The sequence below is a fragment of the Occultella glacieicola genome (genome assembly GCF_004353825.1).
Taxonomy (GTDB): domain Bacteria; phylum Actinomycetota; class Actinomycetes; order Actinomycetales; family Beutenbergiaceae; genus Occultella; species Occultella glacieicola.
Genome location: NZ_SMNA01000001.1, coordinates 135,281 through 158,545, shown reverse-complemented (window position 1 = coordinate 158,545; position 23,265 = coordinate 135,281). Strand labels below are relative to the sequence as shown.

Below are 23,265 nucleotides of genomic sequence, written 5' to 3'. Positions count from 1 at the left end.
CTCCCATCGTCAGGAGCATCATGCACGTCTATGCACACCGCGGCGCATCGATCGAATTGCCGGAGAACACTCTGGCCGCATTCGCGAAAGCGCTCGAATACGGCGCCGAGGGAATCGAACTCGACTGCTACAAGGCGAAGGACGGCCGAATCGTCGTCATTCACGACGACACCCTCGACCGCACCACGAATGCGACCGGTCCGGTCAAGGAGCGCACGGCCGAGGAATTGCGCCTGGTGGACGCCGGGAACGGCGAGTACGTGCCCACCCTCGACGAAGTGCTCGCCCTCGTCTGCGGGAAGATGCGGGTGAACATCGAGATCAAGGACCCGGAAGCGGTCGACGGCGTCATCGCCGCGGTCGCGGCGCTGCCCGACCTCGACTGGTTCGCCTCGTCCGGGCACTGGGAGGCGCTCGAGCAGATCCACGAGCGCGCCGGGGCCCAGGTGTACCCGCTCTCGATCGGCACCCGGGCGAACGCCGAGGCGATGATCGAGCGGTACCGCGACCGGGTCACCCCGGAGCAGGTCGATGCCCTGGAGCGGATGCGGCGCGACTGGCGCGACGCCGTCGAGTTCGGCACCCGTCTGAGCGCCCCGGGCATCTCCATCTACGAGCAGAACCTCACGCCGGAGATCATCGACGGCATCCACGAGGCCGGCATGGAGGCGTGGGTGTGGACGATCAACGACCCGGTCCGAGCCCTGGAGGTCACCGCGATGGGCGCCGACGCCATCTGCACCGACGCCCCGCGTGAGATCCTCGCCGCCCGGGACGCGGCACCCGTGACGTGACGAGCGTGAGCTACCCGGCCGGCGCCACTCGCTGAGATCGGACCCGCGCCGCTGAGATCGCACCCCGCGAAGTGCGATCTCAGTGCGGCGGGTCCGATCTCACCCCGCGGCGAACCGGGACCCGACCTCGGGGCGCGCGATACGCCGTCGCGGTCGAGGCCCCGGAGCGAGCGGTCACAGGTGCGGTTCGACGTTCTGCTCGAACGCGCGCTGGAACTCCGCGGTGAGGTCCTCGAAGACCGGTGCGGCGTCCTCCCCGTTCAGGATGATCCGCTCGAAGTGCTCGGAGATCAGCAGATCACCACCGGGCAGGAGGGCACGGGCGTAGTCCTGGACCTTCGTGATGGCGAGCTGGTCGAGCGGGATCTGCCGGTCCGGGACCTCGGCGATGGCAGCCTGCATCGTCTCGGTCTCGATCGCGGCCTTGCGGGTGGGCATGTAGCCGGTGGACACCGCCCAGCGGGCCGAGTTCTCGGGGGTGGTGAGGTGCTTGAGGAGCATCCCGCCGGCGAGTTGCTTCTCGGGGGTCGGGCCGGAGATCGTGAGCCCGTTCCCGCCGGTCGGCACCCGCGGGGCGTCGGCCGGGATGGTGCCGCCGGGCATGAACGCGACCCCGAGGGTGGGCAGCATCTCCCGGTAGGACACGATGCCCCCGGTCGATCCCATGATCGCGCCGTACAGCCCGCCGGCGAACTCGGCTGCCGGGTCGACGGCCACCTTCGACCAGGCGTCCGGGCCGTTGAACGCATCGCGGTAGAAGTTGCCGACCCAGAGGGCCTCCTCGGTGTCCAGGGACCACTCCCACTCGTGCGAGAACGCGGCGTCGTGCGCCCACAGGATGCTCTGGCCGTACCACGCGGTGTTGGAGGGCCCGGGAGCGCTCCACCCCATTGCGGCACCCTCGGCGGGCAGCACGGACTGGAGCTGAGGCGACCACTCCTGGAACTCGGTCCACGTGTCCGGGCCGCGGTCGGGCAGGCCGGCGGCCTCCCACACGGCCTTGTTGTAATAGAACATCGGCGTCGAGCGGCCATACGGCACGGCGTAGTGCTGACCTTCGTAGAGGTAGTCGCCGTACAGGGCCTCCTGGAAGTCGTCCACCTCGACCTCGAGGAACTCCAGCAGGGAGTCCAGCGCGATCGTGTTGCCCGAGGTGAGGTACTGGAACCAGAAGACGTCGGAGCCCTGCGCGACGTCCGGCTGCTCGGACGTGCCGGCCGAGGCGCGGAAGTTCTGTGCGAGTTCCTCGTAGGAGCCGCCACCGGAGATGTGGTTGATCTCGATGCCGGTCTCGGCGGTGAACTCCGCGACCAGCGCCTGCTCCAGCTCGGTGCCCTGCTGCAGCGACATGAACGTGATCTGCTCGGCCGGCTCGATCGTGGACCAGTCGGTCTCCGCGGCGGTCTGGGCGTTGCCGCCGCCGTCGCTGGAGCCGACCGACGGGCCGGAGCAGGCCGCGAGCAGGCCGGCTCCGAGGCCGAGCCCGCCCAGCTGCAGGACGTTTCGGCGGGACGGTCGGCGGACGGACTCGGGCAGGATGAGGCCGCTACGAGAGCGCATGGCTGGGACTCCTTGTGATGGCGTTGGGGACGGGGTTTCGGTACGGGAGGTGTCGGTGCTCCGGCTCAGCCGGTGACGGCGCCGGCGGTGAGTCCGGCCACGAGCCGACGCTGGAGGATCAGGAAGATGGCGAGCATCGGGAGCGTCAGCAGGGTGGTCGCGGCCAGCAGCACACCCCAGTTCTGGATGCCCTCGAGGTCCTGCAGGTGGGTCAGGCCAACGGGCAGGGTCATCAGGTCCGGGCTCTTGGCCACCAGGGAGGGCCACAGGTACTCGTTCCACTCCCCGACCACCGTCACGAGGGTCACCGCGGCGATCGTCGGGACGGAGATCGGGACCACCACCCGGAACAGGCGGCGCAGATGTCCGGCCCCGTCCAGTTCGGCGGCCTCCAGCAGGGACCGGGGCACCTGCATGAACTGCTGTCGGAACAGGAACGTCCCGAACGCGCTGGCCAGGCCGGGCAGGATGATGCCCAGGTAGGTGTTCGTCCAGTCCAGGCCGGCGACGAGGACGTAGTTGGGGATGATCGTGATCTGGCCGGGGATCAGCAGGGTGAACAGCACGATCATGAACGCGACGTTCTTGAACGGGATGTCCACGAACACGAGTGCGTACGCGCAGGCCAGACCGAGCATCACCTTGAGGAACGTGCTGACCACCGTGATGAACACGCTGTTGAAGATCATCCGGCCGATCGGGATGGAGTTCGCGACCGCGATGAAGTTGTCGAGGTTCCACTCCTGTGGCAGCCACTGGATCGGCACCGCGGAGATCTCCGGGGTCGTCTTGAAGCTGGCGAGCAGCATCCAGATCAACGGGAACGCCATCACGAGCGCCGCGATCACGAGGGTCACGTAGAGGCCACCGTCCAGCACCCGGGCACCGGGGGAGCGTCGACGCCGACGGCGGGGGGCCGGTCCGGCAGGATCCGGCGCGCCGGCGATGCGCGGCCCGGCGGCGGTGTTCTGGCTGGGTCTGGTGGCCGTGGTCGTGCTCACTGGTAGTGCACCCGCCTCTCGACGAACTTCATCTGGATGGCCGTCACAGCGAGCAGGATCACGAACAGGATGGTGGCGACCGCGGAGCCGTAGCCGCCCCGGCCGATCTGGAAGCCCTCCACGTAGACCTGGTACATCAGGGTCTTGGTGGATCCGAGCGGTCCACCGTTCGTCATGGAGCGGATCAGGTCGAAGGACTGCAGCGCGCTCAGCGTGAGCGTGATCAGCAGGAAGAACGTGATCGGCCCGAGCAGCGGCAGCACGATCCCCCGGAACACCCGCAAGGTACCGGCGCCATCGAGTGCGGCCGCGTCCCGCAGGTCCTGGGGCACGGACTGCAGGCCGGCGAGGTAGATCAGCGCGACGTAGCCGACGTGCTTCCAGAGCGTGACGATGATGATCATGATCAGCGGCCACGGTTCCTGGGTGAACCACGGCGGCGACGAGATCCCGAACCAACCGAGCACCGTCCTCAGGAGCCCGATGTTCGGGTTGAAGATGTACATCCAGAGGAACCCGACCGCGATCCCGGACAGGACGTAGGGGGCGAACGTGATCGTGCGGACGATGCCACGCCCGAACAGCTTGCGGTTCAGGGCCAGAGCCAGGGCGAGGCCGAGGGCCATGCCACCGGCGACGGTGGCGATCGTGTAGAGCAGCGTCGTGCCGAGGATCCGGGCGGACTCCGGATCGTTGAACCACTCGACGTAGTTCCCGAATCCGATGAATTGCGCGAAGTCGGATCCGATGTTCCAGTTGAGCATTGAATAGTAGAAGCTCAGGAACATCGGCCGATAGGTGAAGATCAGGAGGATCGCGAGATTCGGTCCGGCGAGCAGTGCGAATACTCCGATATTGCGCCAGAGCTTCTTTCGCCGGGCTGCCCGTCGGCCCGGCGGGGCAGCACTCTGGGCAGCACTGAGGAGCGCGTGCGAACTCATGGGCGAGGCATTCCGATCGTGACGGGTGATCTTTTTCGAGGGCGGCTCTCAGAAGGCACGCCCTGCGATTTCCAAGACGGGACGCTACCCCGCCACGAACGCACGGTCGACCGTCTCAGGCCCCGATGCCGGCTTGTTCCGTCAACGTTCACCCGACGACACGCTCCGGTCACCGACCGGACGACCATGTCCCACTATCCGAACCGGGCCGCCCGCCCGCCCGCCGCGGATCGGTCGGCTCGAGGGCCGGTCACCTCCCCGCGATAGCCTGCCCGTGTGAGTGTGATCGCGGACCTGCGCACCGTCCTCGTCCATCGGGACTTCCGCAAGCTGTTCTCGGTCCGTCTCGTGTCCCAGTGTGGCGACGGAATGTTCCAGGCCGGCCTGGCCACCCTGTTCTTCTTCTCACCGGAGAAGCTCGCGACCGCCGGGGACGTGGCCGCGGCGTTCGCGGTACTCCTGCTCCCGTTCACGATCGTCGGCCCGTTCGCGGGCCCGCTGCTCGACCGGTGGCGACGGCGTCAGGTGCTCGCCGTCGGCAACGGCATCCGGGTGCTGCTGACCCTGGCGCTCGCGGTTCTCATGGCCACCGGAGGGGTCGGCCCGGCCGTGTACGTGCTCGCCCTGCTCACGCTCGGGGTGAACCGGTTCCTGCTCGCGGCCCTCTCGGCCGGCCTGCCGCGGGTGGTGCCGCGCGAGCAACTCCTGATGGCGAACACGCTCACGCCGACCCTCGGTGCCGTCTCGGCGGTGGTGGGGGCGGGCCTCGGCTTCGCGATCGGCTGGCTGGTCCCGGACGGCCCCGGCAAGCAGGGGCTGGTGCTCGCCGTCGCCGCGGTGCTGTTCGGTGGTGCGGCGCTGCTCGCGTTGCGGATGGGCGCGGACCTGCTCGGCCCGACGCGGGCGGCGCGGGGGCCCGGGGGGTATGCGGCGTTCTCCGCGGACGTGCGCGCCACGGTGCGCGACCTGGCCGACGGCGCCCGGTACCTGGTCCGGCGCCGCACCCCGGGCATGGCGCTGGGGGTGATGGCGCTGCACCGGTTCCTGTACGGGCTGAACTTCATCGCGCTGATCCTGATCTCCCGGAATCTGCTCGTGGAACCGGCGGACGCGAACGCGGGCCTGGCGATGTTCGGGCTGCTCGCCTCGATCTCGTTCGCAGGGAACGGCCTGGCCATCGTGGCCACCCCGATCGCACACGAGCGGATGGCCCCGTCGACGTGGATCCTGGTGTGCCTCGGCCTCGGTGCCCTCAGCCAGGTTCTGATGGCCTCGGCCCCGCAGTTCGGCGTGATCGCCGCGGCCGCGGTGGTGATGGGACTGGCGGTACAGGGCGCGAAGATCGCCGTGGACACCATCGTCCAGCGGGACACCCACGACTCCTTCCGCGGCCGGGCGTTCTCCCTCTACGACATGCTCTACAACGCCGCGTTCGCCGGTGCCGCGGCATTGGCGGCGGCGGCCCTTCCCGATACCGGCTGGTCCAGGCCGGTGTTCGCCGCCCTCGCGGTCGCCTACGTAGTGCTCGCCGTGGCCTACCGGCGGGGGGTCGTGCGGGTGCACGATCGTCCGGTGCCGGTGCTCGACGGCGAGCGCAGCCCGGTCTGACGCCGCATCTCGCGTCGTGGGCACTGCGTCACCCACCCGCCGTGGGTCGCGTCGAGAGTGCGGTGGTGGCAGCCGGTCCTGCACGCTCGTGCGCGGTCCGGGTGCACGAGGGTGCTGAAGTGGTTGCCGGATCAGCACTCTCGCCGGCGGTCTCGCCCGCTCAGTCGGTCTGACGGGCCGCCCACCAGGAGCGTAGTTCCGCCTCGGCACGGTCGGGGTCCAGCGGGCCGTGCTCCATCCGGAGCGCAAGCAGATGCTGGTACGCGGCACCGACGTCCCGACCGGGGCCGATCTGCAGGATCCGCATGATCTGCGTGCCGTCCAGGTCCGGGCGGATGGCCTTGAGCTCCTCCTCGGCGGCGAGCTCGGTGATCCGCCGTTCCAGATCGTCGTAGGCATGTGAGAGGCGGGCGGCCTTGCGCTTGTTCCGGGTGGTGCAGTCGGCTCGGGTGAGTCGGTGCAGCCGCTCCAGCTGGTCGCCGGCGTCGGTGACGTAGCGGCGCACGGCGGAGTCCGTCCAGGCGGCCTCCCCATACCCATGGAAGCGCAGGTGCAACGCCACCAGGTGGGAGACCGCCTTGATCGTGGCCTTGTCGAAGCGCAGTTCACGCAGCCGCCTCGTGGCCATCTTCGCCCCGACGATCTCGTGGTGGTGGAAACTCACCCCGCCGCCCGGTTCGAGCCGCCGCGTCGCCGGCTTGCCGACGTCGTGCAGGAGTGCCGCGAGCCGCAGGATCAGGTCGGGTCCGGGCACCGGCCCATCCGTTCCGGTCTCCAGGTCGATCGCCTGGTCGAGCACGGTGAGGGTGTGCTCGTAGACGTCCTTGTGCCGGTGATGTTCGTCGATGGTCAGCTGCATGCCCGGCAGCTCGGGCAGCACGAACTCGGCCAGGCCCGTGTAGACCATCAGCTCGAGGCCGCGCCGGGGGGCCGGAGACGTCAGCAGCCGGACCAACTCGGCCTGCACCCGCTCGGCGGAGACGATCGTGATCCGCTCGGCCATCGCCGTCATCGCGGTCATCGCGGACTCGTCGACGTCGAACCCCAGTTGAGCGCTGAACCGGGCTGCCCGCATCATCCGCAACGGGTCGTCGTCGAACGACTGCTCCGCGGTGACCGGGGTACGCAGGAGACCGTTCGCGAGGTCGGTGAGCCCGTCGAACGGGTCGACGAACGTCAGGTCGGGTAGCCGCACGGCCATCGAGTTGACCGTGAAGTCCCGGCGGGAGAGATCGCCGTCGAGCGTGTCACCGTAAGCGACCTGCGGCTTGCGCGAGGTCGGGTCGTACGCCTCGGTGCGGTAGGTGGTGACCTCGACGATCACGTCCCCACGCCGAGCCCCGATGGTGCCGAACTCCCGTCCCATGTCCCAGTGGGCGTCGCCCCAGCCAGCCAGGATCCGCTCGGTGTCGTCCGGCCGCGCCGACGTCGCGAAGTCGAGATCGACGCCGGCGCGGCCGAGGAAGGCGTCCCGCACCGGCCCGCCGACCAATGCGAGCTCGTGCCCGGCGTCGGAGAACAGCTGCCCGAGCTCGATCGCGTCAGGGGCGTACTCCGCGAGCACCCCAAGGGCGGTGCGCAGCAGTTCCGCGGGGGATTCGCGGGGCGGGGTGGGTGTCGTGGGGGGCACAACCGTCTAGCGTGCCATGCGTCGGCCTGCTGCTGCCAGCCGATCCGGGTTCGACCGGTAGCAGCGGGCCGTACCGGCCCGCGCGCAGGCGTGCCGGGTACACCACCCCGGCGCGCGCTTGATTACAGTGTCGTTATGTCCGCCGCCGCACCGACCCCCCGACCGCGGGCGCCACGGCCCCCGGTCACGCGTCTGCGGCGCACCCACGCGCATTCCCTTCCGGTGGTGGACGAGACCTCGGCGGGTGGTCTGGTCGTTCGGGTCGTCGGCGGTGCGGCGTTCACCGCCGTCATCGCCCGCCGGAACCGTGCCGGCCGCCTGGAATGGTGCCTGCCCAAGGGTCACCTGGAGGGCGCCGAGACCGCCGAGGAGGCCGCGGTCCGGGAGATCGCCGAGGAGACCGGGATCGAGGGCCAGGTGCTCCGTCACCTCGCGACCATCGACTACTGGTTCGCTGGGTCGGACCGGCGGGTGCACAAGGTGGTCCACCACTATCTGCTCGAGGCGCTCGGTGGTGAGCTCACCACGGAGAACGACCCGGACCACGAGGCCGAGGCGGTGGCCTGGGTCGCACTCTCGGACGTCGCGGCCCGGCTGGCCTACCCGAACGAGCGCCGGGTCGTCGCGACCGCCCGGGACATGCTCACCGGGCGCTCATGACGACCGCCCGCGTGAGCCTGGGATGACGCGCCGGGAACCCCGTGCGATCCGCGTGCGGGCCGTGCTCGCGGCGTGCCTGCTCGGCATCCTCGCCGCGCTCGGTCCACTCGCGCCCGCGGCCACCGTGCCGTCCGCCACGGCCGCGCCGGGCGACGTCACCGTCGAGATCACGGGAATGACACCGGCGGTGCTGCGTCCCGGGCTCGATCTCGTCGTGACCGGCACCATCACCAACGAGACCGGCGAGGTCCTCACGGACCCGACCGTGCGGCTGCGGATGCAGTCCCGCGTCCCGGAGTCCCGCAACTCCCTGGACCGGTGGCTCGAGGGTGAGGCCACCGCCGGTCTGGTCAGCACCCTGACCCTGGCGAACCTCGGCCAGGACGTGGCCCCGGGCGCGTCGGCGGCCTTCACCGTCTCGATCCCGTCCGACCAGTCGCCGTTCGGGGGCAGCCCCGCCTGGGGACCCCGCGGGATCGAGATCGTCGTGAGTGACGCCGGCGAGACCTGGCGGACCCGGTCGGAACTGCTCTGGTACCCCGAGACGCTCGAGACCACCGCTCGGACCGAGGTGACCGTGCTGCTCCCGCTGACCCCGACGGCGCAGGAGTGGGCCGCGGCGACCCAGCAGGACGTCCTGGTCGGTCAGGTCGCCGCACCGAGGATCACGGCTCTGGTGGAGGCCACCCGGGACCTGCCGGTGGCCTGGGCGCTCGACCCGGTCCTGCTCGAGCTGCCGGTCGGCTCCGAGCCGACCGGCGCCGAGCCCGGCGAGCAGGACCCGACCACGGGACCGGCGGATGACGGCGCCGGCGAGACCACCGACCCGGCGACGGTCGACCCCCCGGGTGCCACGGACGGCACCGACCCGACCGACCCGACCCCCACCGACCCGACGGACCCGACCACCACCCCGGGTGCGACCGACCCCGGCACCGAGCCGACGCCGTCGGGCACCCCGACCGACCCGGCCCCTGGCTCGGGTGCGGACCCGGACGCCATCCTGACCGCCACGGACCTGCCTGCGTTCGTGCAGTCGCTCGCGGCCGCGAGCGCCCAGCGGGACGTCGTCGCCCTCTCCTACGCCGACGCCGACGCCGTCACCCTCGCCGAGAGCGAGGACACCACGATCGCCGACGCGGCTGCGGACCGTGCCGCGAGGCTATTCGAGGAGCGGGAGGTGGTCGTGCTGGACGACGTCATCTGGCCGGCGGCCACTGATGCGGCCACGCTCGAGGCGATCGCCCGCTCGGGCGCGCAGACGGTCGTGCTCCCCGCGGACGAGGTCCCCACGACCGGCGACCTCACGTACACCCCGTCCGGGCGGACCGAGATCAGCACGTCCGGTGGCGAGGTCGAGGCGGCGCTCTGGGACGGTCCACTGTCGCGTTCGCTCACCGACCCGGACCTGACCGCCGTCGAGGCACGCCAGTCCTTCCTCGCCCAGACCGCCGTCGTCACCCGCGAACGCCCCAACGACGCCCGCGGCCTGCTGGCCGCGCTCCCGCGCGACCTGGGCGCCGACCCCGGGGATGCCGAACGGCTGCGGGCCATCCTCGGCTCGCTCGCCGAGGCACCCTGGCTCGAGGTGACGAGTCTGCGCAGCCTGCTCGGCCGCTCTGCAGGCACCGAGGGGCGTTCGGTGCAGGTGAGCGCCCCGGAGGGCGACCGCCTCACGGGCGCGGAGCTGCGCCGGCTCGGCGAGACCTGGACGAGTCTCGACGCGTTCAACGACGTGCTCGCCGAGCCCGGCGCCCTCACGAACGCGCCCGCCGTCGGCCTGCTCAGCGCACCCGCCACCGCACTGATCGAGCGGACCCAGATCCGGTCCACGCTCGTCGACGGAGCCACCGCGGCCGTGGCGGACCTGCTGACTCAGATCAGCGTCCAGGCCGGCAGCAGCGTGCTGCTCATCTCGGACGCGAGCGAGGTCCCGGTCACGATCGACAACGCCATGGACGCGGACGCCTCCGTCGTGGTCCAGCTGGACCCGAGCGACCCGCGGCTGCGCGCGGACGATGGGGTCGCGGCGACGATCCCGGCGAACGGCACCACGACGGTGCGGGTCCCGGTGACCGCGGTCGCGAGCGGCGACGTCACGGTAGAGGTCCTGGTCCTGGCCGCCGAGGACGGCACGTCCGTGGCGCAACCGTCCTCGTTCGACGTCCGGGTCCGCCCGGACTGGGAGAGCACCGGGTTGACCGCGGCGGTCGTGGTGCTCGGGGTGGCGTTCGTGTTCGGCCTGATCCGCACCATCCGCAAGGGTGGGCGCCGTTACCCGCCGGAGGCCGCCGAGCCGCGACCAGCCGCCACCGACACCGAGGACGACCGATGACCCAACCACGTGGGGGCCTGGCCGGTTCCGCGGCACTGATGTTCTCCGGGACGCTCGTGTCCCGGGTGCTGGGCCTGGTCCGCAACGCCCTGCTGGTGGCGGCCATCTTCTCGACCGGTGGCGCCGCGGATGCGTTCTCGGTGGCGAACAAGCTGCCGAACATCATCTTCATGCTGCTCGCCGGCGGGATCCTGAACGCGGTTCTGGTGCCGCAGATCGTGCGCGCGATGCGCCGCAAGGACGGCGGTCAGGAGTACGTGAACCGGCTGCTCACCCTGGCCGGGGCGTTCCTGTTCCTGGTCACGGTGGTCCTGACCCTCGCGTCCGGGCTGCTGGTGACGCTGTATGCGGCCCAGTTCCGCAACGGTCCCTGGGGTGCGCTCGCCGTCTCGTTCGCGCTCTGGTGCATTCCGCAACTGTTCTTCTACGGGATGTACGCCCTGCTCGGCCAGGTCCTCAACGCCCGCTCGATCTTCGGCCCGTACATGTGGGCACCGGCCGCGAACAACATCATCGCCATCGCCGGGCTGGTGGCCTACCTGGTCATCTTCGGTGGCTTCGACCGGACCGATCCACCGCCCGTCGAGGCCTGGGACGCGGGCCGGATCGCGCTCCTCGCCGGCTCCGCGACCCTGGGGGTGGCGGTGCAGGCGCTGGTCCTGATCATCCCGCTGGCGCGTAGCGGCTTCCGGTTCCGGCCCGTGTGGGGCCTGCGCAACACCGGCCTCGCCACGGCCGGCCGCGTGGCGACCTGGGCGTTCGCCGCCCTGGCCGTGGGGCAGGTCGGCTACCTGGGTGTCTCGAACCTCGCGGCCGCGGCGAGCTCGACCGCCGCCGGCGACCTCGGGGTCGCCGGCAACGCCGCCTACGACAACGCGTTCCTGATCTTCATGCTGCCGCAGTCGCTGATCACCGTGTCGCTGGTGACCGCGATGTTCACCCGGCTGTCCGAGCAGGCCGCCTCCTCCGACACCCGCGCCGTCCGGGACAGCCTGTCCTTCGGGCTGCGGACCCTGGCGGTGTTCACCGTGTTCGCCGCGGCCGCACTCATGGTCCTGGCGATCCCGGTGACCCAGGTGATCCAGTTCGACACCGCCTCCTTTCCCGCGTACCGGGCGGTCGGTGGGGTGCTCGTCGCGATGCTCGCCGGCCTGCCCGCGATCGCGATCTGGACCATGGCCCAGCGGGTCTACTTCGCGTTCGAGGACACCAAGTCGCTGTTCGGGATCCAGGTTCCGATGGCGGCCATCCTCATCGTCGGCAGCCTGCTCAGCTACTTCCTCCTGGACCTGCAGTGGTGGGTCGCGGGTGCGGGCGCGGCCACCACCGTGGCGAACACCTTCGGCGCCCTGGTCGCCTACCTGGCCCTGCGCCGGAAACTGCCCAGCCTCGACGGCAGCCGTGTCTTCCTGACCCACCTGCGGGTGTTCATGGCCGCGGTGCCCGCGGCTCTCGTCGGGTGGGGGCTGCTGCACCTCTGGGGCGTGCAGACCGGGTTCGCCGGGGCGCTGGCGCGGGTGCTCGTGCTCGGTGCGCTGATGCTGGTGATCTACCTGATCCTGCTCCGCCAGCTGCGGGTGGGGGAGCTCGACGCGCTCCTGAACCGGGTGTCCGCGATGACAGCCCCGGTGGCCCGGCCGGTCACCGCCCTGGTGGCTCGGATCCCGATGCCCGCACCGTTGCGTACCATGTGGGGGAAGATCAGCGGAGTTCCACAGCGTATCGGAGGCGCCCCCGTGACTCGAGGCACCGCCATGGACCTGGTGGTCGGTTCAACCATCGCGGACCGGTATGTGCTCCTCGCACGGCTCGAGGCACCACTTCCGCAGAGCAGCCTCTGGAGCGCACGGGACGACATCCTGCAGCGCGACGTGCGGATCATCACCCTGGACGGCCCGCACCGCGAGGAAGCCCTCGACGCCGCTCGCCGGGCGGCCCTGGTCGGCGACGACCGACTGGCCCGGATCCTACGGGTCGGGACCTCCGGCGGCCTGGGCTACCTGGTCACCGACGCCACCGACGCCCCGTCCCTCGCCGATCTGGTGCGGTCCGGGCCGGTGCCCGCCGCGGTGGCCCGCTCCCTCGTCGGGGAGGCGGCCGCCGCCATCGAGGCCGCCCGCAAGCGCGGTGTGCATCACCTCCAGCTGCGTCCGGCGTCGCTGCTGGTCGGCGAGCGCGGCGTGGTGCTCAAGGGCCTCGCCGTCGACGCGGCCGAGCTCGGTGTCGACGGCGGCGATGCCCGCGCCGCGGCCCGGACCGACAGCGTGGACCTCGTCGCCCTCATGTACACGGCGCTGACCGGGACCTGGCCGGGTGATCCGAAGCGCGCCGGTGGCCTGCCCCTGGCCGCACGCCACGGCGGCGCACCGGTACCACCCGGGGATGTCGTCGAGGGCATCCCGCACGACCTCGACACCCTCTGCTCGGTCACCTTCGGCCCGCACGAGGACGGCCCGTACACCCCGGGCGAGCTGGTCCGTGACCTCGCGCCCTGGGACGAGATCGACCCGGGCGTGGCCGCGGCGGCCCGCAGGCGGGACGACGGCGGATCGTCGGGTGGGACGGACGGCGTCGGTCAGGCAGGTGGCCACCAGGGCGGACTGCGGGGCGCCGGCATGGCGGGTGCCGCAGGAGTCGCCGGTATCGCTGGTGCGGCGGGTGCGGCCGGTCTGGGAGCGGCCGCCGGAGCGGCCGGTCTCGGGGATGCCGCCGGCCGAGGTGCCGCCGGAGCCGGAGCCACCACCGGGTCCCATGGTCTCGAGCCCACCGGTGTCGCCGCGGCTGGAGCCGGGTCACCGGAGCCCACCACCTCGGGCCCGGACCGACCCGACGCCACCACCCGGCTGTCACCGGTGCGAGCGCCCGCGGACCCGAGCACCTGGAGCCTCAAGCCGCCCCCCGACCAGACCGAGCAGCGTGACTTCGACGATCTCGTCCGGGCCACCGACGCCGGAGGGGACCGGACCCAGATCATCGACAGCTACCACGCCCGGCACGAGCACGCGGGCGCGACCGCGCCGGAGGAGCCCGAGCAGGCGTCGCTGTGGCAACGTCTCGGTGCCCGCGGCCGTGCCCTCGTCACGGCGGTCACCGGCGCGCTCGCCGGAGCCGGTGCGGGTGCGGGTGCCCGTGCCGCCGAGACCGGAGCCGAGGCGGCCGGGGCCGCCGGGATCGCGGGCGCCACGGCGTCCGCCGACCACGGTCCGGCCGCCATCGCCACGGCACCCGCCATCGGTGCCGGTCCGCTGCCCGCCCCGCCGCCGGCGCAGGCCGGCTGGGACCTGCCACCCGAGGCGCCGGCCGGACCGGACGACAAGCTCGTGGCGAGGGACGACGCGCCCCCGGCCCCCGCGATCGGAGCGGGTCCGCTCCCGACACCCCCGCCCGCCCAGGCCGGCTGGGACCTGCCCACCGAGGGCCTCGTCGACGAGCAGGAGCCGTCCGCCGTCACCGCCGGGGTGGGGGCCGCCGTCGCCGGCTCCCAACGCGCCCTCGGCGCCCTACGGGAGAACGCCCGCGCGGTCGGCGACCGGTTCCGCCGTCCCGAGACCGAGGAGGAGGGCGCGGCCGCCGGGCCGGCCGAGCCGCGACCCCGGTTCAACCCGACGCCGTTCGTGATCCTGTTGATGATCGCCTTCGTCGTGGTCGCCGCCCTGCTCGCGTTCAACTCCCTCAGCGATGCTCGGACGTCCTACCAGCCCGCCACGGAGCCGACCGGGACCGTCGCGCCGACGGACGGGACGCCCTCGGCGACGCCTGAGCCGACCCCGGAGCCCACCACCGAGCCACCGCCGACGGTCGCCACGTTCGTCTCGGCGCAGTCGCTCGACCCCGCGTCCGGCGTGGGGGACAACGAGGACACAGCGGGCCGGGCCATCGACGGCGACCCGGCGACCACCTGGAACTCCCTGCGGTACAACAATCCGAACTACGGCATCAAGGACGGGCTCGGCTTCGTCGTCACCCTGGAGGAGCCCGCCCTCATCACGACCGTCACCCTGGACGTGCACGGTTCCGGCGGCATCGTGCAGATCCGCAACACCGACCCGACCGCACCGAACGGGGGCGAGGTGCTGGCCGAGGGCCCGATGGGTCCGAACACCACGTACACCCTGTCGACGCCCACCGAGCTCGGCTCGATCGTCCTGTGGTTCCCGGAGCTGCCGGTGGCCGACTCCGACGGCCGCAACCGGATCGAACTCGCCGAGATCACGGTCGGCTGAGCAGCGTCCGGAACAATGCCGGGCCGGCCGTGGTTCACCCCAGCAGCACCCATCTCTCACGAAGGACCGAGCATGACCGAAGGCACTTCCACCGTTCACGACGTCGTCATCATCGGCTCCGGGCCGGCCGGCTACACGGCGGCGGTCTACGCGGCCCGCGCGGGACTGGCCCCGATCGTGTTCGCCGGCTCCGTGACCGCGGGCGGCGCGCTCATGAACACCACGGACGTCGAGAACTTCCCCGGCTTTCCCACCGGTGTCCTCGGCCCCGAGCTCATGGAGAAGATGCAGGAGCAGGCGGAGCGGTTCGGCGCGGACGTCCGCTACGAGGACGTGACGTCCGTGCAGCTCGCCGGTGACCTGAAGTCGATCACGACCGAGGACGGCGAGGAGGTCCAGGCCCGCACCGTGATCCTGGCCACGGGTTCGGCCTACAAGGAGCTCGGCCTGCCCGAGGAGAAGCAGTTCTCCGGGCGCGGCGTCTCCTGGTGCGCCACCTGCGACGGGTTCTTCTTCAAGGACCAGGACATCCTGGTGATCGGCGGCGGCGACTCCGCGATGGAGGAGGCCCTGTTCCTGACCCGGTTCGGCCGCACCGTGACTGTGGTGCACCGGCGCGACGAGCTCCGCGCCTCGAAGATCATGGCCGAGCGCGCCCTCAACGACCCGAAGATCACGTTCGCATGGAACAGCGAGGTCGCGGCGATCCACGGGGACGCCAAGGTCACCGGCGCCACCCTGCGCGACACGGTCACCGGCCAGACCCGGGAGGTCGGCGCGACCGGGCTCTTCGTGGCGATCGGGCACCTGCCGCGCACGGAACTGCTGGCCGGCCAGATCGACCTGAACAGCGAGGGCTACGTGGACGTCGCGCACCCCAGCACCCGGACCAACCTCCCGGGTGTGTTCGCCGCGGGTGACGTCGTCGACCACCACTACCGGCAGGCCATCACGGCCGCCGGAACCGGGTGCGCCGCCGCCCTCGACGCGGAGCGCTACCTCGCCGCCCTGGACGCCTCGAACGCCGGGGACCACGTGGGCGCCCTGGCCGCATCCGTCGCCGAATGACCCGCACTCCCACCACCCCACCCGAGATCCGAGGACTCCCATGAGCAACAACGTCACCCACGCCACCGACGACTCCTTCGGTGAGGACGTGCTGAAGGCCGATCAGCCGGTCATCGTCGACTTCTGGGCCAGCTGGTGCCCGCCCTGCCTCCAGTTCGCACCGATCCTCGAGGAGATCGCCGACGAGTACGCGGGCAAGATCAAGGTGGTCAAGGTGGACGTGGACGCGAACCCCGATGTGGCCCGTGACTACAACGTGGTCTCGATCCCCACGATCAACGTCTACACCGGCGGTGAGCTGTCGAAGTCCCTGGTCGGCTCGCGCCCGAAGAAGAAGTTCCTCGACGAGATCTCCGAGTACATCGCCTGACCGAACGGATCGGCACCGGGCCGACACGGCCCGGGACGCGAACGACCGGCCCCCCGAGACGTGAAACACTCGGGGGGTCGGTCATTTCACGGTCGGCGACCCATTTTCCGGAGGCAACCACGATGAACGAGCGCAGCGAGCAGGCACCCGACCCGACGACGCCCACCGTCGCCGCCGCCGCCGCCGCTGCTGCCGAACCGGGCCGTGGCACCCGGCTCGACCCGTGGCTGGCGAACTATGCGGACCGGACCCATGGCATGAAGGCCTCGGAGATCCGGGCCCTGTTCGCCGTCGCGAACCGCCCCGAGGTGGTCTCCCTGGCCGGCGGCATGCCGTTCCTGGCCGGGCTACCGCTGGACAACATCGCCGAACTCACCCAGAAACTGCTGACCGAACGCGGCGCGGTGGCGCTGCAGTACGGCTCCGGTCAGGGCGAGGAGGCGTTACGCGAGCAGATCCTCGACGTGATGGCACTCGAGGGTATCCGGGCGCACTCCGACGACGTCGTGGTCACGACCGGGTCCCAGCAGGCGCTGGACCTGGTCACCCGGATCTTCGTCGACCCTGGTGACGTCGTGCTCGCGGAGGCGCCCAGCTACGTGGGGGCGCTCGGGGTGTTCCGGGCCTACCAGGCGGACGTGGTCCACGTCGAGATGGACGACGCCGGGCTCGTACCCGAGGCCCTGGAGCAGGCCCTGAGCCGGCTCGGGGCTGAGGGGCGCCGGGTGAAGCTGCTCTACACGGTTCCGAACTTCCACAACCCTGCGGGGGTCACCCTCGCCCTCGAACGCCGTCCGCGGATCGTCGAGATCGCGCGCCGCCACGGCGTGCTCGTGCTGGAGGACAATCCGTACGGGCTCCTCGGTTTCGACGGCGACCCGCTCCCCGCGCTGCACAGTTACGATCCCGAGGCGGTCGTCTACCTCGGCTCGTTCTCGAAGACGTTCGCACCCGGGTACCGGGTGGGGTGGGCCCTCGCCCCGCACGCGGTCCGGGAGCGTCTGGTGCTGGCCAGCGAGTCCGCGATCCTGTGCCCGTCGATGATGAGCCAGCTCTCGATCTCCACCTACCTGAGCACGTGTGACTGGCGCGGCCAGATCAAGTCCTTCCGCGAGGTCTACCGGGAGCGCCGGGACGCGATGCTCGGCTCCCTCGCCGAGCACCTGCCGGCGGCCACCTGGACGGTACCGGCCGGTGGTTTCTACACCTGGGTCACCCTGCCGGCCGGCCTGGACGCGCAGGCGATGCTCCCGCGGGCGGTCACCGGTCTGGTCGCCTACGTCCCGGGCACGGCGTTCTACGCGGACGGTCAGGGCCAGGACCATATGCGGCTCTCGTTCTGCTACCCGACGCCCGAGCGCATCCACGAGGGGGTCCGCCGGCTCGCGACCGTCGTCAACGACGAGCACGACCTGGTCCGGATGTTCGGCACCGGGGCCGCCACCCAGGTGGTCCGCGGGACGCAAGCCCCTTCCCCGAACCAGGCCTGAGGACGGAGATCATGCACGCCGCCGGATCCGATGCTGTGCCCATCGTGCCCATCGTGCCCATGGAACTGCTGATCCTCGCCGGAGGGCTCTCCCACGAACGGGATGTCTCCCTGCGATCGGGCCGACGGGTCGCGGAGGCACTCCGGGGCCTGGGGATGTCGGTGACGGTGCGCGACGTGGACGCGAGCCTGCTGGGATACCTCGAGTCGGCGCGGCCCGATGTGGTCTGGCCGATCCTGCACGGTTCCACGGGTGAGGACGGGTCGATCCGTGACCTGCTCGAACTGGTCGGTGTGCCCTATGTGGGAACCGACTCCGCGGGCTCCCGGATTGCCTGGAGCAAGCCCGTCGCAAAGACCCTGATGGCGCGGGCCGGCGCATGCACGCCGGAGTTCGCGAGCCTGCCGCAGTCGTTGTTCCGGGAGGTCGGCGCCCAGGCCGTCCTGGACATCGTGCTGCAACGGCTCCCACTGCCGTTGGTGGTCAAGCCCGCCAAGGGCGGGTCGGCTCTCGGCGTCTCCGTGGTCACCGACACCGACGAACTGCCTCGAGCCATGGTCACGTGCTTCTCCTACGGGGAGAACGCCCTGCTCGAGCAGGTCGTCACCGGCACCGAGCTGGCTGTCTCCGTGGTCGACGTCGGTGACGGACCGGTCGCACTACCCGCGGTCGAGATCTCCACCGAGGGGGCCTACGACTACGACGCGCGGTACAACCCGGGTCGCACCGAGTACTTCGCGCCGGCACGCCTGACCCCGAAGGCCGAGCGCGCCGCAGCCGAGCTCGCGGTGCTCGCGCACCGCACCCTCGGCCTGAGCCACCTGTCCCGGACGGACATGATCGTGGACTCCGACGGCGTCCCCTGGTTTCTCGAGGTCAACGTGGCACCGGGGATGACCGAGACGTCGCTGCTCCCGCAGGCTGCGCAGGCGGGCGGACGGTCCCTCGGCGAGCTCTATCGGAGCATCGTCGCCGCGGCCCAGCTCACCAAGCGGGACTGAGCCGGGCGGCCCGGGCCGGGCCGGGGATGAACCGGGCCGGGTGAGCCCGGTTCACTCGGAGGCCGGCTGGAGCACTCCCGGATCGTCGGGGGCAAGGGCGTTCAGAATCCGGTTGAGGTCCTGAACGCTTGCGAACTCGATGTTGATACGACCTTTACGTTGACCGAGGTTCACCTTGACCTTCGTGTCCAAGCGGTCGGAGAGCCGCACGGCCAGGTTGTCCAAGGCCTCGCTGTGGTCGCCCGCCCGTGGGCGTCGGCGCATCTCCGGGTGGATCGGGTCGTCGCCGAGCGTGACGATCTCCTCCGTGGCCCGAACGCTCAGGCCCTCGGCCACGATGCGCTGGGCGAGACGTTCCATGGCGCCGCCGTCCGGCAGTCCGAGGAGTGCGCGGGCATGGCCCGCGGAGAGGACGCCCGCGGCGACGCGCCGCTGTACGAGCGGGGGCAGTTTCAGCAGCCGCAACGTGTTCGAGATCTGTGGCCGCGACCGAGCAATCTTCGTTGCCAGTTCGTCGTGGGTGCACCCGAAGTCGTCCAGCAGCTGCTGGTAGGCGGCTGCCTCCTCGAGCGGGTTCAGCTGGGCCCGGTGCAGGTTCTCCAGGAGCGCGTCCCGGAGCATGTCGTCCTGAGCGGTGTCCCGGATGATCGCGGGGACCGTGTCGTTGCCGGCCAGCCGAGATGCCCGCCACCGGCGCTCGCCCATGATGAGCTCGTAGGTGGGCCGGCCCTCCACATCGGTGCCGGAGGGGCGCACCACGACCGGCTGCAGCACTCCGACCTCGCGGATCGAGCTGGACAGCTCCTCGAGTTCGTCCTCATCGAAGACCTGCCGGGGCTGGTTCGCGTTCGGACGGATGGCGTCCAACGGCAGTTCCGCGAACCGGGCGCCGGGAACCGGGCGCAGCTCTGGACTGACGGGTTCCGTGGCGGGGCCGTCCCCGGCCGGGGCAGCGGCTTGCGACCGTGCACCGGGCGCGACGTCCTGCCGGGTCGTGTCCTCGTCGCGGTCGTCGACCTCGGTGCCCGCCCCGGCGGTCGGCGCCTGCGCGGGAGCCACGACACCCGTGTCGTCGACGCCGGCAGGACGCGCCTCGTCGGGCCCACTCGGGCTCGACTCGGGCGGGGAGTCGGCCGAAACGGCGGTGTCGGTGGCCGGCGGGGTCTCGACGGCCGTCGCAGCGCCACGGGAATCTGGGAAGAACACATCGACCGGTCGGCCGTTGCCCCCGACCCCGCTCGTTGGCGCGGTGGGAATCAGGGCTCCGAGACCCCGTCCAAGTCCTCGTCGACGTTCGGTCATCGGGTCGCTCCTTCCACTTCCGGTGCCTCGGCGGCCGCGGTGTCATCGGGTTGCAGGGCCGCGGGCTCCGGAGGCAACGCACCCATCTTCGCGATCTCCCGCGCCGCCTCGAGGTAGGCCAGGGCGCCCGAGGACCCGGCATCGTAGGTCAGGACCGTCTGTCCGTAGCTCGGTGCCTCCGAGATCCGTACGGATCGAGGGATCGCGGTGTGCAGGGTCTGGTCCGGGAAGTGCTCACGCACTTCCTCGGAGACCTGCTGTGCGAGGTTCGTGCGGCCGTCGAACATCGTCAGCAGGATCGTCGATACGTGCAGCGCGGGGTTCAGGTGCGCCCGGATCAGGTTGATGTTGTTGAGGAGCTGGCTCAGTCCCTCCAGTGCGTAGTACTCGCACTGGATCGGGATCAGGACCTCACGCGCCGTGACGAACGCGTTGACGGTGAGCAGACCGAGACTGGGAGGGCAATCCACAAAGACGTAGTCGATCCGTGGTTGACTTTGACGTGACCTCTCCTTGAGGTAAGCGGCCAATGCGTTGCGCAGCCGGTTCTCCCGGGCCACGACCGAGACGAGTTCGATCTCGGCTCCGGAGAGATCGATGGTCGCGGGCACGCAGTAGAGGCCCGGGATCGCCTCTGTCTCCTGGATCACGTCGGCGATCGGGACGTCGTTGATCAGCACGTCATAGGTCGAGGGGACACCGCTGTGGTGCTCGACCCCCAGCGCGGTCGAGGCATTCCCTTGAGGATCATTATCAATAACGAGCACCCTCAGGCCGGCCTTCGCGAGCGCGGCTGCGAGGTTCACCGTGGTCGTCGTCTTCCCAACGCCGCCCTTCTGGTTCGCGACCGTGAACACCCTCGTCTGCCACGGCGGCGGGAACCGACGTCCCGACAGCTCGATGCGGCGCCTGGCATCCAGCGCGAGTTCCGCGGCGAGTGGTGTGGTCTCATCCATGACCGGGATGGCCGACATCAGTTCGAGCCGACGTTCCTCCTCCGGTGAGAGCGGAGTCGTGACATCCGGAGGTGTCGAGGCAACGACACCGGCGTCTTCCTGGTCCACGTGGAGCGTCCGTTCAAGGGGGATCGGCGTACTGGACCAGCCTAAGCGTGTTCGGCCGGTGCTCAGACCATCCACACGCGCGCGTCGCGCATCCCTCGGCAGATTCGTTTCACGTGGAACCAGCAGCCGTTCGCGGTCCGGGCGAGCGAAGCACGCTCACGCAGAACCAGCAACCGCGTGGCCGGGCGTGCCGAACGTGCTGCACGCAGAACCAGCAACCGCGTGGCCGGGCGGAGCATGTCTCACGTGGAACCCACGCGCGCTGTCCCGGATCGGGCAGTTGCGACTCACGACACGACCCCTGGGGCACCATGGCTGTGCACGTCAGGGAAAGACGCGTGCTTCACGTGAAGCCGGGTCGCGAACCTCGTGCTGCGGTGCGACACCGGCGTCCACGCGGGTACGCGGTGGGCGGCCTGGCACCCTCACGCAGCGGCAATCGCAGGAGGAGGCGCGCGCCGCTCTACGCCTGACCAGCTCGGCGCGTGCATCGAAGCGGCGACGATATTCGACTGGGCGCGACTTCGCCAGCATCTCGGTCCGTTTCACGTGAAACGCTCGCGCGTACGTCGACAACCCCTCCGTACGCACGCGCGACTCAACGACCCTTTGCGACACGGCCTTGCCGGCCGGGGCCGGGAGTGGCGCCCTCAGCGCGTCCGCGAGGGACGAAGCGGGATCGGACCACTCCGACGACGCCCGTCGACAGCCAGTGCGTACCGTCCGCCGAGCCGCGTTTCACGTGAAACACACCACCCCGGGCAACCGCTGGAGAAGTGCGCCATCACCTGCTCGCGTGGACCGCTACACCGGCCGTCATCCAACCGTGTGCACTGCAGGCCGCAGCGGGCTCGTCCGACCATGCGGATCCGGGACACACCGATCGCAGTTCCCGACGGATACACCCGAGTGGCCCGGCACGCAACACTCGACCCGGGACCGAGTTGCCCGGTGGACCGACTCGTGCACCCGAGCCGGTCCCACATCGCCAGCACGCCTGCCGGCCGACGGCGCCGCCACGCCGCCCATTGATCCACGCCGACCCGAGTACATGACCGGGCACACGGTCGCGGAGGACGTCATGCTCACCTCTGCTCTTCGGTGGGGCGTCGGTGGTCAGAGTCCCAGCACGGGCACCGGGTTGGAAGTACACCGCGTGCGCGAGAGACTCCAGTACGGACCAGGCCTGGACCCGGCTGGGACAGGCCGAGGCCAGGACGACGGCGTGTCCGCCATCCGTCCCACGTGAAACTCAATTCCACCAGGACCCACCGTGGCAGCGGCCGCGGCGCGCAGCGATGAAGGCTATCGCCATGGGCAGCGACGGCGTCGACTCGGCGATTCTCGGGCTAGGGCACGGCGGCGCGCTCGCGCCTGTCGAGCGCTACAGGAACCCGCCGTCGACACGGCAGTTCGGGCGCGACGAGTCGAGAAGCGAACGGCCCTCGATCCCATGAAACGTTCCACGTGAAACAGGGCTCCGCGTCCGGCCAACCGCAGCCATCACCGAGGAACCAGGGGCGAGCCAGACCACCGTGATCGCGAACCGATGGCGAACCCGACGTTTCACGTGAAACAGCCACCCAACGCCCGGCCCCCACCGAGACACCGTGGGCAGACATCAGCACACGACGCCAGCAGGCCCACCATCACGATGCGTCGACGGAACGGGATCTCAACCTCGGACCGCACCCGAGACTTGGGAGACTCCGAGGGTCCCAGCGAGGATCGAGCCCAGCTAGCCCAAGGATCCGACCCGGAGCGTGCACCTGGTCGCTCGCCGAGCCAGCCCGGCCGGGGCGTCGTTGGCGGCGCCGCCAGACGTCCCACGCAACGGAAGGCCGCGTCTCACACAGCCACGCGCGGCCACCGGGGTAGACAAACGAGCGCAGCCGCCCCAGCCCAAGGTCCCGCGGTCACCGTGACGCGCACCGCCGCCCGTCCCCAGGCCTCCGCACCGCGTTTCACGTGAAACGACACCCGGACGCGAGTCCCAGACACGCGAGCTAGGAGGCACACCTTCGGGGGAGAACGACGCACCGGAGAGCCGCCGCGCTCCCGAGCGTGCCGGACCGTCGGTTCCACCCGGACAACCGATCCGCCGGGACCACCTGGCCATGTTGGACGAGTGTCGCCCGGGTGTCGCCCGGCTGACCTTCCACCGAGCGGGCGGAGTCCGTCAAACCGGTCGGCCACGGCAACGTACCTCGAGCACACT

The 23,265-nt window shown here is 70.8% G+C and carries 14 protein-coding genes and 1 pseudogene; 9 read left to right on the top strand and 6 right to left on the bottom strand.

Translation table 11 applies throughout. The features are described from left to right. The first annotated feature begins 20 nt into the window (after positions 1–20). The gene (locus EXU48_RS00720) at positions 21–794 is read left to right on the top strand and encodes a glycerophosphodiester phosphodiesterase (RefSeq protein WP_165962636.1); all 774 of its coding nucleotides are present in this window, start codon (positions 21–23) and stop codon (positions 792–794) included. Positions 795–968: 174 nt separating this feature from the next. Here the strand turns inward: EXU48_RS00720 and EXU48_RS00715 are convergent, their stop codons facing one another. The 3 genes from EXU48_RS00715 to EXU48_RS00705 form a co-directional block, all read right to left on the bottom strand. Continuing rightward, complete coding sequence (locus EXU48_RS00715) at positions 969–2,354, bottom strand: extracellular solute-binding protein (protein ID WP_133105662.1); 1,386 nt, start codon at positions 2,352–2,354, stop codon at positions 969–971. A gap of 65 nt (positions 2,355–2,419) precedes the next feature. Then, positions 2,420–3,355, bottom strand: coding sequence for a carbohydrate ABC transporter permease (locus EXU48_RS00710; protein ID WP_235856762.1), 936 nt, complete (start codon positions 3,353–3,355; stop codon positions 2,420–2,422). Beyond that, on the bottom strand, positions 3,352–4,296 hold the full coding sequence (locus tag EXU48_RS00705; RefSeq protein ID WP_133105661.1) for a carbohydrate ABC transporter permease: 945 nt from the start codon (positions 4,294–4,296) through the stop codon (positions 3,352–3,354). Before EXU48_RS00705 ends, EXU48_RS00710 begins: the two co-directional genes overlap by 4 nt. Before the next feature lie 276 nt (positions 4,297–4,572). Between EXU48_RS00705 and EXU48_RS00700 the strand changes: the two genes are divergently transcribed. Then, complete coding sequence (locus tag EXU48_RS00700; protein ID WP_133105660.1) at positions 4,573–5,904, top strand: MFS transporter; 1,332 nt, start codon at positions 4,573–4,575, stop codon at positions 5,902–5,904. Between the two features lie 160 nt (positions 5,905–6,064). Here the strand turns inward: EXU48_RS00700 and EXU48_RS00695 are convergent, their stop codons facing one another. Next, the gene (locus EXU48_RS00695) at positions 6,065–7,534 is read right to left on the bottom strand and encodes a CCA tRNA nucleotidyltransferase (RefSeq protein WP_235856761.1); all 1,470 of its coding nucleotides are present in this window, start codon (positions 7,532–7,534) and stop codon (positions 6,065–6,067) included. Positions 7,535–7,669: 135 nt separating this feature from the next. Between EXU48_RS00695 and EXU48_RS00690 the strand changes: the two genes are divergently transcribed. The 7 genes and pseudogenes from EXU48_RS00690 to EXU48_RS00660 all read left to right on the top strand — a co-directional run bounded on the left by EXU48_RS00690 (position 7,670) and on the right by EXU48_RS00660 (position 18,681). After that, positions 7,670–8,194: an NUDIX hydrolase gene (locus EXU48_RS00690; RefSeq protein ID WP_133105659.1), complete on the top strand. Its 525-nt coding sequence runs from the start codon at positions 7,670–7,672 to the stop codon at positions 8,192–8,194. Between the two features lie 22 nt (positions 8,195–8,216). Then, on the top strand, positions 8,217–10,529 hold the full coding sequence (locus EXU48_RS00685; protein ID WP_133105658.1) for a DUF6049 family protein: 2,313 nt from the start codon (positions 8,217–8,219) through the stop codon (positions 10,527–10,529). After that, positions 10,526–14,752, top strand: a complete 4,227-nt coding sequence (gene murJ / locus EXU48_RS24900; protein ID WP_235856760.1) for a murein biosynthesis integral membrane protein MurJ — start codon at positions 10,526–10,528, stop codon at positions 14,750–14,752. The genes EXU48_RS00685 and murJ overlap by 4 nt, the downstream gene beginning before the upstream one ends. 72 nt (positions 14,753–14,824) lie before the next feature. Further along, a complete protein-coding gene (gene trxB, locus EXU48_RS00675; protein WP_133105657.1) occupies positions 14,825–15,820 on the top strand; it encodes a thioredoxin-disulfide reductase in 996 nt (331 codons plus the stop codon). Positions 15,821–15,848: 28 nt separating this feature from the next. Beyond that, positions 15,849–16,190: pseudogene (gene trxA / locus EXU48_RS24695) on the top strand (thioredoxin); the annotation flags it as partial. A gap of 257 nt (positions 16,191–16,447) precedes the next feature. Next, positions 16,448–17,680: an aminotransferase-like domain-containing protein gene (locus EXU48_RS00665; protein WP_456238529.1), complete on the top strand. Its 1,233-nt coding sequence runs from the start codon at positions 16,448–16,450 to the stop codon at positions 17,678–17,680. Between the two features lie 59 nt (positions 17,681–17,739). Beyond that, positions 17,740–18,681 (top strand): D-alanine--D-alanine ligase family protein, encoded by a 942-nt coding sequence (locus tag EXU48_RS00660; RefSeq protein ID WP_133106052.1) that lies wholly within the window; start codon positions 17,740–17,742, stop codon positions 18,679–18,681. Positions 18,682–18,732: 51 nt separating this feature from the next. Here EXU48_RS00660 and EXU48_RS00655 read toward each other — a convergent pair whose 3' ends face one another. Both EXU48_RS00655 and EXU48_RS00650 read right to left on the bottom strand, forming a co-directional pair. Continuing rightward, positions 18,733–19,983: a ParB/RepB/Spo0J family partition protein gene (locus EXU48_RS00655; protein WP_133105654.1), complete on the bottom strand. Its 1,251-nt coding sequence runs from the start codon at positions 19,981–19,983 to the stop codon at positions 18,733–18,735. Next, complete coding sequence (locus EXU48_RS00650; protein WP_235856759.1) at positions 19,980–20,957, bottom strand: ParA family protein; 978 nt, start codon at positions 20,955–20,957, stop codon at positions 19,980–19,982. The genes EXU48_RS00655 and EXU48_RS00650 overlap by 4 nt, the downstream gene beginning before the upstream one ends. Between the last annotated feature and the right edge of the window lie 2,308 nt (positions 20,958–23,265).

Excerpts from the sequence above, each read along its gene's own strand:
- EXU48_RS00660 (WP_133106052.1), top strand. The coding sequence starts at position 17,740 with ATGGAACTGCTGATCCTCGCCGGAGGGCTCTCCCACGAACGGGATGTC.
- trxB (WP_133105657.1), top strand. The coding sequence starts at position 14,825 with ATGACCGAAGGCACTTCCACCGTTCACGACGTCGTCATCATCGGCTCC.
- EXU48_RS00665 (WP_456238529.1), top strand. The coding sequence starts at position 16,448 with ATGAAGGCCTCGGAGATCCGGGCCCTGTTCGCCGTCGCGAACCGCCCC.
- EXU48_RS00705 (WP_133105661.1), bottom strand. The coding sequence starts at position 4,296 with ATGAGTTCGCACGCGCTCCTCAGTGCTGCCCAGAGTGCTGCCCCGCCG.
- EXU48_RS00720 (WP_165962636.1), top strand. The coding sequence starts at position 21 with ATGCACGTCTATGCACACCGCGGCGCATCGATCGAATTGCCGGAGAAC.
- EXU48_RS00715 (WP_133105662.1), bottom strand. The coding sequence starts at position 2,354 with ATGCGCTCTCGTAGCGGCCTCATCCTGCCCGAGTCCGTCCGCCGACCG.
- EXU48_RS00685 (WP_133105658.1), top strand. The coding sequence starts at position 8,217 with ATGACGCGCCGGGAACCCCGTGCGATCCGCGTGCGGGCCGTGCTCGCG.
- EXU48_RS00650 (WP_235856759.1), bottom strand. The coding sequence starts at position 20,957 with ATGTCGGCCATCCCGGTCATGGATGAGACCACACCACTCGCCGCGGAA.
- murJ (WP_235856760.1), top strand. The coding sequence starts at position 10,526 with ATGACCCAACCACGTGGGGGCCTGGCCGGTTCCGCGGCACTGATGTTC.
- EXU48_RS00690 (WP_133105659.1), top strand. The coding sequence starts at position 7,670 with ATGTCCGCCGCCGCACCGACCCCCCGACCGCGGGCGCCACGGCCCCCG.
- EXU48_RS00655 (WP_133105654.1), bottom strand. The coding sequence starts at position 19,983 with ATGACCGAACGTCGACGAGGACTTGGACGGGGTCTCGGAGCCCTGATT.